Annotated in this window: 12 protein-coding genes and 1 pseudogene; 5 read left to right on the top strand and 8 right to left on the bottom strand. The window is 65.1% G+C overall.

The features are described from left to right. Positions 1-47: 47 nt before the first annotated feature. Complete coding sequence (locus K5Q19_RS14485) at positions 48-530, top strand: MarR family transcriptional regulator (RefSeq protein WP_292946469.1); 483 nt, start codon at positions 48-50, stop codon at positions 528-530. Positions 531-617: 87 nt separating this feature from the next. On the opposite strand, the gene K5Q19_RS14490 is transcribed toward K5Q19_RS14485, so the two are convergent. Continuing rightward, on the bottom strand, positions 618-962 hold the full coding sequence (locus K5Q19_RS14490) for a hypothetical protein (protein WP_292946472.1): 345 nt from the start codon (positions 960-962) through the stop codon (positions 618-620). A gap of 134 nt (positions 963-1,096) precedes the next feature. Then, on the bottom strand, positions 1,097-1,810 hold the full coding sequence (locus tag K5Q19_RS14495; protein ID WP_292946475.1) for a nuclear transport factor 2 family protein: 714 nt from the start codon (positions 1,808-1,810) through the stop codon (positions 1,097-1,099). Between the two features lie 116 nt (positions 1,811-1,926). Here K5Q19_RS14495 and K5Q19_RS14500 point away from each other — a divergent pair, with 116 nt between their 5' ends. The 4 genes from K5Q19_RS14500 to K5Q19_RS14515 all read left to right on the top strand — a co-directional run bounded on the left by K5Q19_RS14500 (position 1,927) and on the right by K5Q19_RS14515 (position 6,071). Next, the gene (locus tag K5Q19_RS14500; protein ID WP_292946478.1) at positions 1,927-3,519 is read left to right on the top strand and encodes an MFS transporter; all 1,593 of its coding nucleotides are present in this window, start codon (positions 1,927-1,929) and stop codon (positions 3,517-3,519) included. Further along, complete coding sequence (locus tag K5Q19_RS14505; RefSeq protein WP_292946480.1) at positions 3,516-4,430, top strand: SDR family oxidoreductase; 915 nt, start codon at positions 3,516-3,518, stop codon at positions 4,428-4,430. Before K5Q19_RS14500 ends, K5Q19_RS14505 begins: the two co-directional genes overlap by 4 nt. 230 nt (positions 4,431-4,660) lie before the next feature. Beyond that, positions 4,661-5,533: a dienelactone hydrolase family protein gene (locus K5Q19_RS14510; RefSeq protein ID WP_292946483.1), complete on the top strand. Its 873-nt coding sequence runs from the start codon at positions 4,661-4,663 to the stop codon at positions 5,531-5,533. Positions 5,534-5,687: 154 nt separating this feature from the next. Beyond that, positions 5,688-6,071, top strand: coding sequence for a BLUF domain-containing protein (locus K5Q19_RS14515; RefSeq protein WP_292946485.1), 384 nt, complete (start codon positions 5,688-5,690; stop codon positions 6,069-6,071). Between the two features lie 3 nt (positions 6,072-6,074). Here K5Q19_RS14515 and K5Q19_RS14520 read toward each other — a convergent pair whose 3' ends face one another. The 6 genes and pseudogenes from K5Q19_RS14520 to K5Q19_RS14545 all read right to left on the bottom strand — a co-directional run. Beyond that, positions 6,075-6,992: an SDR family oxidoreductase gene (locus tag K5Q19_RS14520; RefSeq protein ID WP_292946488.1), complete on the bottom strand. Its 918-nt coding sequence runs from the start codon at positions 6,990-6,992 to the stop codon at positions 6,075-6,077. Continuing rightward, positions 6,989-8,455: a carotenoid oxygenase family protein gene (locus K5Q19_RS14525; RefSeq protein ID WP_292946491.1), complete on the bottom strand. Its 1,467-nt coding sequence runs from the start codon at positions 8,453-8,455 to the stop codon at positions 6,989-6,991. The genes K5Q19_RS14520 and K5Q19_RS14525 overlap by 4 nt, the downstream gene beginning before the upstream one ends. Before the next feature lie 138 nt (positions 8,456-8,593). Continuing rightward, positions 8,594-11,161 (bottom strand): TonB-dependent receptor, encoded by a 2,568-nt coding sequence (locus tag K5Q19_RS14530; RefSeq protein ID WP_292946494.1) that lies wholly within the window; start codon positions 11,159-11,161, stop codon positions 8,594-8,596. A gap of 122 nt (positions 11,162-11,283) precedes the next feature. Further along, the gene (locus tag K5Q19_RS14535; protein ID WP_292946497.1) at positions 11,284-12,072 is read right to left on the bottom strand and encodes a CmcJ/NvfI family oxidoreductase; all 789 of its coding nucleotides are present in this window, start codon (positions 12,070-12,072) and stop codon (positions 11,284-11,286) included. Between the two features lie 14 nt (positions 12,073-12,086). Beyond that, positions 12,087-13,028: a Gfo/Idh/MocA family oxidoreductase gene (locus K5Q19_RS14540; protein ID WP_292946500.1), complete on the bottom strand. Its 942-nt coding sequence runs from the start codon at positions 13,026-13,028 to the stop codon at positions 12,087-12,089. A 125-nt stretch (positions 13,029-13,153) separates the two neighbouring features. After that, positions 13,154-13,531 (bottom strand): annotated as a pseudogene (locus tag K5Q19_RS14545) (protocatechuate 3,4-dioxygenase); the annotation flags it as partial.

Genomic DNA, 13,531 nt, shown 5'->3' on the forward strand with positions numbered 1-13,531 from the left:
CACCGCCCCCCCTTGCCGTTGCCGTCCGTCAACGCGATAAGCGCCCCATGGCAACAAGGTCCGCCAAATCAGAAGCCCCCGCCCGCCCCGATCTCGATCTGGGCGAAGATGCCGCGCTGCTCGTCGATCTGCTCAAGCTGGGCACCTTCATCGCGCGGCCGATGCGCGAAGGCGTGGCCGAGCCGATGGGCCTCAGCCCCAACGACCTCAAGATCATCCTCGCGCTCGGCGGCGAAGGCGACCTCGCCGGGCACGAACTCTCGGACATCATGGGCCTGCCCCCGATGAACGTGAGCCGCGCCATCGCAGCGCTCCACGAACGCGGCCTCGTCGAACTGGCCCCCGACGCCTCCAACCGCCGTCGCAAGCCGGTGCGGCTGACGGCGGCGGGCATGGACCTGTTCCGCCAGACGATCCCGGCGATGGCCGAAGTGGGCGGGCACTTGTTCGCGGACTTCACACCCAAGGAACGCGCGGTGTTTCACGCGGCGGCGCAAGCGATTCTGGCGCGGATGACGGGTGGGGCTTAGGGGCCGCCAGCCGGTGGGCGGACTGGGCTGACCGGCCAGTCTTGAAGCGAAGTGGTTACCGTCGGCTCCCCTCACTCACGGCGATCTCTATTCGCTGCTTTCTTGCTCGCCATTGGATGAGCCGTCTCTTGCTCCGCCAGCGTGGTCAACATTTGGTTTTGATTGCAAGGTTGGTCGGCTGGCCCACGACAGCGCGGCATACCGGAGATCCCTCACGATCAACAGGACGATGATCACGAGAAGCACGAGAGTGGTTTCGCCTACGGTCGCCCCGGCGGACCAACCACCTGCATAAAACAGCGGAATTGCCCAAAAAACAAAGCCCCCGAGTACGGCAAGCGCCCGAGGCTGGCGCGTTCCGACCCAGATAAACCAAGCCAAGGCCAAGACCACCGCAAGTACGATGATGCCTGCAAGCAACGGGCGGTTCATTGAATCCAATCCCAAACGCGAACGAATGCCACAAGTCCGAGACTAGCGGCTCGGCGCATGCTTGCATACAATTTCCCCGTCGGCCCGTGCCTGACACGGAGCTTGGCTTCCTTCCGTCCGCGCTAGCCCACCCCCTACTTGTCCTTCAGCCCCGCAAACGCCTCCAGCCGGAACGCTTCCGCCAGCACCGGGTGGGCAAAGCTCATCGGCACTTCCTGCCGGTGCGGCCAGGTCGGGCGGTAGTTCTCCTCGGGCAGGATCACATCGGGCCCAAGGGGATTTTCCGGATAGCAGACCACGGCAGGCTGCAAGTGCGAGACGGTATGCGCCCAGCCGGTCTCGTAATCGCCCTGCCACTGCATCAGGTAGTTGAGCCGCTTGATCTTCCACACGCCATTTTCGCGCACGTAGTCGTTCTCGTAGATGCCCGATTCCCAGAATTGCTGCGGCACGTGATCGGGCTTGTTCGCCACCACTTCATCATGCCAGCCGCCTGCCAGAATACCCCGGAAGCGGCCCTTGGCGGTCTGCCGGTCGGGCGCCACGGTGATCACGTCCTGCAGCTGGAAATGATCAAGCAGGAAGCCGTGGATCGGCCCGCGCTTGCCATCGGTGAACATGTTCTGGAACCACGTGCCATAGAGCCGCATCACCCCGGCATGGCCGCGATATTCGCCCGAGAGGAACACCACCGCGCCGTCTTCGGCAAACAGGCCCGCCACTTCCTCGGGCCGGTTGTAGTCGATGTAATAGCCATAGGCCATTTGCAGGCGGCGGATCGCGTTGACGTCTTCCAGCTCACCCACGCGGTTTTCGAGCGCGGCAAGACGTGCTTCCAGATCAGACATTTATCCTGCTCCCATGCATTCCAGTGTTCCGGAAATTTGTAAGTGAGGCTAACCATTCTCGAAACGATTGGCAATCGCCTCTGCTGCGGCCATGCTGCGGCAAAGGGGAGAATGGGATGGATTCGAAACGCGAGCCAACTACAGCCGAAATCCGCACCGTGATCGCGGCCTCGGCAGCGGGCACGGCGTTCGAATGGTATGATTTCTATATCTACGGCACCCTCGCCCCGCTGTTCGGCAAGCTGTTCTTCCCCGGCTCCAGCCCCGCCGCCGGTTTCCTCCTCGCGCTCGCGACGTTCGGCGTCGGTTTCGCGGTTCGCCCGCTGGGCGCCGCCCTGTTCGGCACCTTCGGGGACCGCTTCGGGCGCAAGACGACGTTCCTTGTCACCATCACGCTGATGGGCTTTGCCACCACCGCCATCGGCCTCCTCGGAACCTATGCGCAGTGGGGCATCGCCGCGCCGATCCTGATGGTGCTGCTGCGCGCGCTGCAGGGGCTCGCGGTGGGCGGCGAATATGGCGGCGCGGTGATCTATGTCGCCGAACATGCCCCCAGAAACAGGCGCGGCTTCTACACCGGCTGGATTCAGATCGGCGCGACCACTGGCTTCTCGCTCAGCCTCCTTGTGGTGCTCATCACCAATACGCTGGTGGGCCAGGCCGCGTGGGAAGTCTGGGGCTGGCGCATTCCCTTCATCCTCAGCCTCGTGCTGCTCGCCGTCTCGCTGTGGATGCGCCTCAAGCTGTCCGAAAGCCCGGTCTTCGCCGCGATGCAGGAGGCCGGCGAAGTCGCCAAGAGCCCGCTGCGCGAAGCCTTCGCCACGCCAAAGCAGATCCGCCGCCTCCTCGCCGTCACCTTCGGCGGCGCGGTAGGGCAGGCGATTGCGGGCTATACCGGCATGATCCAGCTGCTCAATTTCCTGCAGGTCTCGGTCCACATGGACCCGGTGCTGACCCGCGTGCTGCTGATCGGCGTGCTGCTCACGCTGGCGCTGGGCAATGTCTTCGCGGGCTGGCTGTCAGACAGGTTCGGGCGCAAGCCGGTCGTCTTCTCCGGCTACATCATGTTCCTGATCGTGCTGTTCCCGATGTTCCATGTCATCGCGGATCAGGCCAACCCCGCCCTGGCGCGCGCGGCAAGGGAGCGTCCCGTCGTCGTCACCGGGCCGGACTGCTCCTACAATCCCTTCGCCCAGGGCCCGCAGGCCAGCGCCTGCGGCAAACTGCTCGATACCCTGACCCGCACCGGCGTTCCCTACACCAAGGTGGACGCCCCCGCCGGCACGACACCAGTCGTCACCATCGCCGGGCAGCCGACCGATCCGGAAGCGCTGCCCCCCGCGCTCAAGGCGGCGGGCTACACGCTGGAGCCGGTCACGCCCCCCGCGCGCAATCTCGTGATCATCGTGCTGGCCATGCTCGTGATCGCACTGCCCGGCGTGCTCGCCTATGGCCCGATGGGCTCCTGGCTGTGCGAACTGTTCCCCGCCCGCACCCGCTACACCTCGCTCGCTACGTCCTACAATTTCGGCGTCGGCATCTTCGTCGGGTTCATGCCGTTCATCATACAGGCCATCGTCGCGACGACGGGCGATGTCATGGCGGGGTTCTGGTATCCCTTCGCCATGATGGTGCTGGCTCTGGTCGTCGCCTGGTTCGGCATGCCTGAAACCGCCGGGCGCAAACTTGAGGAAAGCGAGAAGGCATGAGTTTTCAAGGACAAGTCGCCTTCATCACCGGCGGCGTCACCGGCATCGGCCTCGGCGTCGCGCAGGCTTTCAGCGATGCGGGGCTGCGCCTTGCGCTGAGCTATCGCAACGAAGACCACCGCGCCCAGACCGCCGCATGGTTCGCCGCCAGGGGCCGCGAGGAACCGCTGTTCATCAGGCTCGACGTGACCGACCGCGCCGCTTTCGCTGCTGCTGCAGAGCAGGTCGAAGCCCACTTCGGCGCGGTCCACGTGCTCGTAAACAACGCGGGCGTCAGCGTGTTCGGCCCGACGGACGAGGCGAGCTACGCCGATTACGACTGGATCATGGGCGTCAACTTCGGCGGCGTCGTCAATGGCCTCGTCAGCTTCCTGCCCAAGCTGAAAGCCGGCGCTGGCCGCCGCCATGTCGTCAACGTCGCCAGCATGGCCGCCTTCCTGCCGGGTCCGCAGGCGGGCATCTACACCGCCAGCAAGTTCGCGGTGCGCGGCCTCACCGAATCGCTGCGCTACAATCTGGCGCCCCATGGCATCGGTTGCTCGCTCTGCTGCCCGGCGCTCACCCGCACCAATGCGTGGGATTCGGCGCTGAAGCGGCCCACAGAGTTCGGCGACAGCGGCTTTGCCCCGGTGGAACGCAGCGAACTCGAACAATTCGGCACCGCCTTCGAAGCGGGGATGGACCCGTACGAAGTCGGCACCAAGATCCTCGCCGGCATGGAGCGTGGCGACGGCCTGATCCTCACCCACCCCGAATTCGCCGAAGACTTCCGCGAAATCTACGAAAAGAGCCTCGCCGCGCTGCCGGACGAGGAAGCCCCGCCCGCCCGGCTCGAAATCGAACGCCTGCGCCGAGCCGCCATGGCAGCTGCGGAGGCCGGAACGGTGATCGGCCTTGGCGATCTGACCTGATCCACCCCAGCCCAAATTAGTTGGTCATCCCCGCTCTTCCCCACGCGTCATCCCCGCGAAGGCGGGGATCCAGAGCGGCTGCAGCGCTCCCTCGCCCTGGTTCCCCGCCTTCGCGGGGATGACGAAGTTCGGGAAGCCACGACCAAGTGGAGGCGCTGACTTCGCTCGACACGAACGGGAGCTTCGGTCAGAATGCCGCCGCGAGCGCCCCCAGCAAAAGGCCCAGACCCATGTGTGACGAACAGACCGAAGCCGACAACGCCGCATGGCTCAACCGCCGCCAGTTCGGTGCCGCAGGGGCCAGCATGGTCGTATTGGCCACGATCCCCGCCTGCAGCGTCGCGCAATCGGCCCCCGGTGATCTGCCGGTGAAGGGCCGGGCGGTCACGGTCACCACGCCCGATGGCAAGGCCGATGCCTGGTTCTACGCGCCCGAGACCGGCAAGCACCCCGCCGTGATCATGTGGCCCGATATCGCGGGCCTGCGCGAGGCGTACAAGACGATGGCCTCGCGCCTCGCCTCCGCCGGATATGCGGTGCTGGTCGTGAACCACTACTATCGCGGCGCTGTCGCCCCGGTGCTCGATTCGCTGGTGGCGTGGCGCACGCCTGAGGGTCAGGCCAAGTTGAAGCCGCTGATCGCCGGAATCACCCCTGCCGGCACGATGAGCGACGCCAAGGCCTTCGTTGCCTGGCTCGATGCGCAGGCCGAAGTCGATACCGCGAAGAAGATCGGCACCTGCGGCTATTGCATGGGCGGGCCCTACACCGTGCGCACCGCCTATGCCGTCCCGGCGCGCGTCGGCGCCGCAGCCTCGTTCCACGGCGGCGGCCTTGTCGGCACCGAAGCGGACAGCCCGGTCAATCTCCTTGCGAAAACAAAGGCGAGCTTCCTCTTCGCCATCGCCCAGAACGACGATGCGAGCGCACCGGACGACAAGACCGCGCTCGCTGCCGCCGCCAAGTCCGCCGGTCGCCCCGCCGAAGTCGAGGTCTACCCCGCGCAGCACGGCTGGTGCACCATCGACGCCCCGATCTACGACAAGGTGCAGGCCGACAAGGCGTGGAGCCGCATGCTCGCGCTCTATGCGGCCAGTCTGTAAGGCGGGCGATAGCGGCACTGCGGCCACACCTGCTGGTACTTTTGGGTCGTCCTGCCGCTCTCCCCCTTCCAATTCCGGCCGGAAAGCCTAACTCACGTTAGCGTTCCACGGCCGCGCAACGGGTGCGGAAGGGACCGGCAGGACCCGTCTGCCCATGCGCTTGTGGAAGCTCTCCTACATCAGCACGGCCGTTGCCACCCCGGACGAAGCCTTGCGGCAGCTGCGCGAGATCTGCGCCCGCTCGGGAGAGCGCAACGCGAGGATCGGCATCTCCAGCGTGGCCACCGTGCATCGCGGCCGGTTTGCCCAAGTGCTCGAAGGGCCGGAAAGCGCGGTGCGCGCGCTGCTCAAGCGGATCATGGGCGATCCGCGCCATCACAGCATCATGGTGCTCGCCGATGGACCGATCGTCGCGCGCCGCTATGCGGATTGGGCGATGGCCTACCGCGATCCCAAGGCGTTCCTCTCGGATCAGCTGGACGATATCCTCCAGCAGACCGCCGACGTCGTGCGCGCCATGAAGGCGACGTGGCACTAGTCGCTATAGGCTGCGCAGCATCTCCGCGTTGTCCTCGATCATCTGGCGCACCGAGCGCGCCTTGCGGCCGGTCAGCCGTTCGACATCATCGCTGCAGACTTCGAGAAACCCCTCGCGGATGGCCTGCCCGAAAGTCACCATATCGTCGCTGTTCCACGGGATGCCCGCCACGCTCTGGTCATCGACCGGGCGGCGCGGGATGCCCATGGCATCGAACATCGCGTACTGCTCCTCGTCGGTGGTGGAGACATAGGCGACCGGCCGCCCCGTCACTTCCGCCATGATCGCGGCCACTTCGCGGAAGGTCTGCAGTTCGGGTCCTGTGATGTTGTAGACTTGGCCCTCGTGCCCCTCGCCTGTCAGCACCGCTGCGGCCGAGGCGATGCAGTCGTCGCGCCAGACCATCGCCTCCAGCCCCTCGCCCGCATTGCTGACCCACTGGCCCGATTGCATCACGCCCGGCCCGGCCATCAGGATCATCGCATCGGCATAATGCGCATCGCGCAGCATGGTCCACGCCATGCCGGAGGCGCGGATCAGGCGCTCGGTCTCGATGTGATCGTGGCGCACTTCTGCAGGGTTTGCCGGATCGTCGATGCCGATGAAGCTGGTATAGGCGATGTGCTTCACGCCCGCCGCCGCCGCCGCATCGATCGCCGCCTTGTGCTGCACCACCCGCGCGCCGACGCGCGTGCCGGAAATCAGCAGCATCTTGTCCGCCCCCTGCACCGCATCTGCCAGCGTCTCGGGCTTGTCGAAATCGCCATAGCGCACCGTGCAGCCTTGCCCCACGCGGTCCGCCAGCTTGTCCGGGCTGCGGGTGATCAGGATCAGGTCCTGCGCCCGCCCCGCTTCGATCAAGAGGTCGGTCAGGCCCCGGCCATAATTGCCCGATGCGCCGGTAATGACGATCTTGCTCATGCCGCGTCCAGTTCCGCCTGCGGCACCCACCAGCCATGGACTTGCGGGCGCAGCCGCAGCGGGATGGTCACTTTGGCGACCGGCCCTGCCGCGATGTTCCCCGCATCGAGCACCCAGGCCTGATGCACGAAGGCGTTGTCGCCCACCTGTTGATCGACGATCGTCACTAGCCAGCCTTCATGCGCGGGATCGGCTGCGGGCACGTGCACCGGCTCGTTGAAGCCCGCCATCGGCGGCAGGGCCAAGGCCTGCGGAGGCCCACCGCGCATGTCGAGCCGCAGCAGCAGATTGAACATCGCCCCCACCGGCCCGCCCGGCAGCGGCGGCCCCTGAAGCTCGGGGTTCATCGTCAGCATCCAGCCATGCGTATAGGGCCGGCCTTGGCGCGCTGCCGGGATCACAGGGAAATCGCCCGGAGGTCCGATCACTGTCTCCTGCACCGCACCGCCATCCGCCTTGGGATCGACCGTCCAGCGCGTCAGCGCGCCTTGCACTTCCCACGGCTGCAAGTGGATGCCCGAAGGCTCGCGGATGAAGGCGAAGGCATTGGTCGAATTGAGGCAGGCATCGAAATGCAAGAGACCCGCCTCGTCCTCCCACGCATTCATCATGTGGTACGAATGGACGCCCTTGGGCCCCTTGAACCAGCGGATTTCCGCAACATCGCCATAGCGCGGCATCACGCCCAGCCACGAATCGAGCTCCTGCTCATGGTGCCAGTGCTCGCCGCCCGCCTTGAGCCGCTCGAGGTCCGCCGTCGTCGGATAGATCGGAAACAGCGCGTAGTTCTCGGAGATCGTGAAGTCGTGCATCATCGCGCAGTAGGGCGCATCGAACCACTGTTCGCTCTTCAGCGCGCCATCGGGCCCGACCACGCAATAGGAAACCTTGGTCGAGGCCAATCCATCAGCCTCGTAGCCATAGAAGAACAGTTCCTTCGTGGCGGGATCGATCCGCACATGCGCGGTCATCGTCTCGGACTTCAGCGCCCCGCCGAAGTCATACGAACCCAGCGTCTCCAGCGTTTTCGGATCGACGCGATAGGGCCGCCCGTCTTCCTTCGCCATCAGCAAGCGTCCCGCATGCCAGACCGGGGTGGTATTGGCGACCGTGCGGTCAACCCCCTGCACATCGGCATCGTCGGTGAAGGGATTGCGATACTTGCCGAACTTCGCGTGCCCCGCGGCCTTCTCGGCCAGATAGCGCGCGGTCTCGACAAAGCGGATCGCGAAATCGGCGGTGCCATCGGCATTGAACGAAAGCCGGCTGACCATGCCGTCGCCCGAAAGCGTGTGATCGTTTTCGAACTTGGGCGGCCAGGCCGGATCGGGCACCGCGCGATAGAAGCTGCCACGCACTTCGGGCGGCAGCGTGCCTTCCACCGTCAGCCCCGTCAGGCTCGCTTCCTGCCCCACCGGTTCATTGAGCCCGACGAAATACATCGTCTGCGGAAAAGCACCCATCGCCTCACCCCATTCTATCAATTGTTAGAATGGGTCTACCATGGCCCACCCGGATTTCAACCGGATTCCCGCACAGCAAAAGGGCCGCCCCACCGAAGTGGAGCGGCCCCTTGCTATGCACTGGCAATCAGGCGCGGATCAGAACGTGCGCTTGACCGAAACCGCCCAGGTGCGCGGCAGACCGGGGTTGGCCGTGATCACGCCCAGCGGGCCCTGCACGTCCTCGACCGTGTTGTAGTAGTACTTGTTGAACAGGTTCTGCACTTCAACTGCGAGCTGCCAACCCTTGTCAGGGCTGGTGTAGCTGACCCGCGCATTGCCGAGGAAGCGGCCGTCGACCAGGTTGGTCGGCGCATTGAATGCCTCGGTGTACATCGACGACTGATACGATCCGTCGAAGCGGGCGCTGATCACGCTGCCGGACTTCATCGTGTAGTCATACTGTACGCCGAAGCTCCAGTTCCAGGCCGGCGTGAACGGCGTGACGTTGCTCTTGGGAACGCCGGTCGTGCCGGTATCGGTGTACTGGAAGTTGATGTAGCTGATCGACCCGTCGAGCGTCAGGCCCTCGACCGGGCGGATCGTGGTTTCCGCTTCCAGACCCCAGACATTCGCCTTGCCGACGTTGGCCGGCAGAAGGCACGGCGCCGCCGGGCAGCGAGTCAGGGTCAGGATGATGTTGTTGTACTTGTTGTAGAACGCCGAGGCATTAAAGCGCAGCTTGCGATCGAACAGGTCGGTCTTGATGCCCGCTTCATAAGTCGTCAGCGATTCAGGGTTGAACGACTTGATCTGGTTGCAAGGCGCCAGAACGCCCGGCGGCAGCGCCGAGCATTCACCCGCCGAAGGACCGAAGAACGGACGCGGGTTCACGCCGCCCGCCTTGTAGCCCGTGGCGACCGAGGCGTAGACGAAGACTTCCGGGCTGAACCGGTAGTCGGTTTCCACGCGCCAGTCGGTGCGCTGGCCCTTGAACGAACCGGTCACGTTGTAGAGACCGGTCAGCAGACAGTTCGGCGTATTGCCCACCGCGGTCGGCAGCGGGATACCCTCGGGCGTCGTCGGACCCAGACCCTGGAACGATTCGCAGATCGGCAGGAACGGCAGCTGCGCCGGCGACCAGTTGCCGAAGGGCACCGTGCCATCCGGGTTGGACCGGAAGTAGGTGTAGTCCTTCTTGTCCCAGGTATGGCGGATACCGCCGGTGAACCCCCACGCATCGGTGACGTGGAACGTGCCGTTGAAGAACAGCGCCTTCGAGGTCGAAGGGGTGCTGTCCGGCCCGTGGATGAAGTCGATGCCCGCGTAGTTCAGGTCGACACGCGCGTTATACGTGCCGTTCTGGTCGAAGTAGAACCCGCCGACGGTGTATTCGATGCGCTTGTCGAGGAAGCTGCCGTTGAGGCGCAATTCCTGGCTCCACGCGCGGTGGCGCAGCACGTTGTCGAGCTGCGCCACCGGGATCGGCGAACCGTCCTGATCGAAGCCGAAGCTCATCTTGTAGCGGCGGAACGAGGAAATCCACGTCGCGCTGAGGTTGTCGGCGAGCTTGGCCGTCACGTTGCCGGTCACGCCCCAGCCATCGAAGTTCTGCCCGTTGGTCGCAGAATAAGGCTTGTAGGGCGCCTGGCTCGTCGGCGTGCGCGCGTCGAGGAAGTTGGCGTAGTTGATGAAGCGCGGATCATAGCCGGCGGGCGCCGTCGAACCGGACTGCTGGAAGCGCGTGCTGTAGGGCACGAAAGCGTTGGTCAGCCGGACCGGAGTGCCGTCCTTGCCCCTGAGCCAGGGCAGGCCATCAGATGTCACCGCCTGGCCCTGCGCATAGAGCAGCACCTGCGCACCGGAGTCATTGCGCTCGCGGGTATAGTCCGCCGCCACATTCACTTCGATATCCGGCGTCGCTTCCCAGCGCAGCGCAATGCGCCCGGCCGCGAACGAACGGCCGCCCAGCGTGCCGCGCTCGATCCCGTCGCCCTTGGCGTTGTTGGCCGGGACGTTCGAATTCGGGTTCGCGAGGCCGTAGTCGAGCAGCTTCACATAGCCGTCGGTGTTCTTGGTCGCGCCCGAAACGCGCGCAGAGAGCGTGTCGGTGATCTTGAAATCGGCGATGCCGCGCACGTCGATGCGGTTGTAGGCGCCATAGGTGGCCTGCAGGAAGCCACTGCCATCGCCGCTCGGCTTCTTCGAGAACAGCTTGATCGAACCACCGATCGAGTTGCGCCCGGCCAGCGTGCCCTGCGGACCGCGCAGCACTTCAACGCGCTCCAGATCCATCAGGTCGAGCAGCGAGCTCGACAGCGTGGGGATGTAGACGTCGTCGACGTAGATGCCGACGCCGGGCTCCAGCGCGTAGTTGAAGTCGGTCTGGCCGATGCCGCGAATGAACGCGATAAGGCCGATACCGCCGCTCTGCGGCTGGTTGCGCAGCACCACGTTCGGCGCCTGGCTGGTGATCTGCGAAATGTCGGTCTGCCCGCGCGCTTCGAGGATCGCCGCGTTCACTGCGGTGATCGCCAGCGGCGTATCCTGCAGCTTCTGCGCGCGGAACTGCGCGGTGACGACGATTTCCTGCGTGGTCAAGTCCTTGGCAGCGGCATCGCCGCCTGCCTGCGGTGCGGCTTCCTGCGCGAAGGCCGGCACGGAAACGATAGCTGCGGTCATACCGAGCAGGCGCGCTACGCGCCGCGCGGCCGTCAATCTGGCCATGGTCACCCTCCCTTTACAGTCGAAGATCTACTCATTCGATCTGGTATGACTCATAACAATTCTGACCGCGAATGCAATCTCCTGCGTGTGAAAAATGTATGTTAAACGCACAAACTGTTGCGTCAGCGCCACCACCACGCCGTCGCGCGCATCTCGATGCTCACCCGCGGCGGGGCATCGGCGGGGCAGCCGGGGAGATCGAAGGCGACATGCGGCACGTGATGCGCCCCCGCCGGGTCGCTGTCGTGAGTCTTGAACAGAATCGCCTCGTCCGCCGCAAGGTCAAGGAAGGCATGCCAGCGATGCGCCGCACTGTGCGCCACCACCAGCCCCTCGAACGACCACTCCGGCTTGCCCGGCTCGTCGAACACCGCATCCGCCGCGATCAGATCCTCCGCCGCGAGGCTGCGTGCATCGCACAGCGCCAGCGGCACGTCCTGCGGCGCGGGGGAAAGCGCGCGCCAGACGTTGTAGTGCGCGCAGCGGGCAAAGGGCCGTCCGTTTGCACCGCGCTCGGCAAACTGGTCGGCAGTCCCATCCGAAATGTCGATATGCGCAAAGCGCGCCGGCATCGAATTGTTGAGGCTTCCCGCGAGCCCCGACCGTTCCGAGAAGCGCAGCAGCCCCGGCGCACCGACATGGACGAAGTCCGCCCCCGTCTGGGCCTGCACCAGTTCCTCGATCTCGCGCATATGGACGCGCGCCACTTCCTCGCGGTCACGGAAATCGCGCACGGCGCTCTGGTGCGAAACCAGCTGGAACCCCTCGCGGTCGATCCCGGTTCCCGCGGCGCGGCCGTCCAGCACCGGCATCAGTACCGGCACGATTTCCACCTCGTCGCGCTCGTGGGCATTGGCGTAGTAGCGCGGGCGGGCGAATGTGCGCCCCGAATAGGCAATCCAAGCTTCCACCCGCGCCTCCTGTCTCACCCTTCGAGCTGCGTCTCCAGTTCGCCCAGCACGCGGTAGCAATCGAGCACCTTGCCAACCGACGAATTGGGCTCGCGCCCTTCACGGATCGCCGCAATGAACTCGCGGTCCTGCAGCTCGATCCCGTTCATCGAAACGTCAACCTTCGACACATCGATCGGCTCTTCCTTGCCGTTCACCAGATCGTCGTAGCGCGCGATGTAGGTGCCGGTATCGCCGATGTAGCGGAAGAACGTGCCGAGCGGCCCATCGTTGTTGAACGACAAGGACAGCGTGCAGATCGCGCCGCTCTCGCTCAGCAGCTGGATCGACATGTCCATCGCAATGCCAAGCTCAGGATGCAGCGGCCCCTGCAGCGCATTGGCCTTGACGATCTTGCCCGCCTGATAGGCAAACAGGTCCACCGTATGCGCCGCGTGGTGCCACAGCAGGTGGTCGGTCCACGAACGCGGCTCGCCCTTGGCATTGATGTTGCGGCGGCGGAAGAAGTAGGTCTGTACGTCCATCTGCTGGACGTTGAACTCGCCCGCCTTGATCCTGTTGTGCACGTACTGGTGCGAGGGATTGAAGCGCCGGGTGTGGCCGACCATGCAGGTGAGGCCGGTGGCCTGCTGCTTTGCCAGAACGGCCTCGCTGTCCGCCCAGCTGTCCGCCAGCGGGATCTCGACCTGCACGTGCTTGCCCGCATCCATGCAGGCAATGGCTTGCGACGCATGCATCTGCGTCGGCGTGCAGAGGATCACGGCATCGACGTCATCGCGCGCCAGTGCATCCTCAAGCTCGGTCGACGAATGCTTCGCGCCATACTTCGCGGCGACCGCAGCAGCCTGTTCGGCGGTGCGGCTGATGATCGAGACGATCTCGACGCCGTCGATCTTCTTCAGGCCATCAAGGTGCTTCTCACCAAAAGCGCCGGCACCGGCGAGTGCAATACGCATATCATTTCTCCCTCTCCCCTTCAGGGGAGAGGGCCGGGGAGAGGGGAACTCGCCCGGCCCATGTTGAGGATGATCGATACGGGAGTTCCCCTCTCCCAACCCTCTCCCCTCAAGGGGAGAGGGCTTCAGGCCGGCTCCAGAACGATATGGCCGATGGCCGTGTTGCTGCAGGGAATGTGATAGTGGCGGTGCAGCGTCTTGACCCGCTTGCCCAGCGCGCCGCGCATGATCAGCCACATCACCATCTCGATGCCTTCGCTGCCGGTTTCGCGCAGGTATTCGATATGCGGAATCCACCTCGCCGCATCATCATCGCTTTCCAGCATGTCGAGGAACTTGTTGTCCCACTCGCGGTTGAGCAGCCCCGCGCGCGGCCCCTGGAGCTGGTGGCTCATGCCGCCAGTGCCCCAGATCTGCACGTTGAGGTCCTCGGGGAAGCTCGCCACCGCGCGGGCAATCGCCTCGCCCAGCGCCCAGCAGCGGTTGCCCGAAGGCACCGGGTA

Origin of the sequence: Novosphingobium sp., from assembly GCF_019748365.1 — a bacterium.
Taxonomy (GTDB): domain Bacteria; phylum Pseudomonadota; class Alphaproteobacteria; order Sphingomonadales; family Sphingomonadaceae; genus Novosphingobium.

Bases quoted from the DNA above. Each gene is read 5' to 3' on its own strand.
- K5Q19_RS14485 (WP_292946469.1), top strand. From the start codon at position 48: ATGGCAACAAGGTCCGCCAAATCAGAAGCCCCCGCCCGCCCCGATCTC.
- K5Q19_RS14490 (WP_292946472.1), bottom strand. From the start codon at position 962: ATGAACCGCCCGTTGCTTGCAGGCATCATCGTACTTGCGGTGGTCTTG.
- K5Q19_RS14495 (WP_292946475.1), bottom strand. From the start codon at position 1,810: ATGTCTGATCTGGAAGCACGTCTTGCCGCGCTCGAAAACCGCGTGGGT.
- K5Q19_RS14500 (WP_292946478.1), top strand. From the start codon at position 1,927: ATGGATTCGAAACGCGAGCCAACTACAGCCGAAATCCGCACCGTGATC.
- K5Q19_RS14505 (WP_292946480.1), top strand. From the start codon at position 3,516: ATGAGTTTTCAAGGACAAGTCGCCTTCATCACCGGCGGCGTCACCGGC.
- K5Q19_RS14510 (WP_292946483.1), top strand. From the start codon at position 4,661: ATGTGTGACGAACAGACCGAAGCCGACAACGCCGCATGGCTCAACCGC.
- K5Q19_RS14515 (WP_292946485.1), top strand. From the start codon at position 5,688: ATGCGCTTGTGGAAGCTCTCCTACATCAGCACGGCCGTTGCCACCCCG.
- K5Q19_RS14520 (WP_292946488.1), bottom strand. From the start codon at position 6,992: ATGAGCAAGATCGTCATTACCGGCGCATCGGGCAATTATGGCCGGGGC.
- K5Q19_RS14525 (WP_292946491.1), bottom strand. From the start codon at position 8,455: ATGGGTGCTTTTCCGCAGACGATGTATTTCGTCGGGCTCAATGAACCG.
- K5Q19_RS14530 (WP_292946494.1), bottom strand. From the start codon at position 11,161: ATGGCCAGATTGACGGCCGCGCGGCGCGTAGCGCGCCTGCTCGGTATG.
- K5Q19_RS14540 (WP_292946500.1), bottom strand. From the start codon at position 13,028: ATGCGTATTGCACTCGCCGGTGCCGGCGCTTTTGGTGAGAAGCACCTT.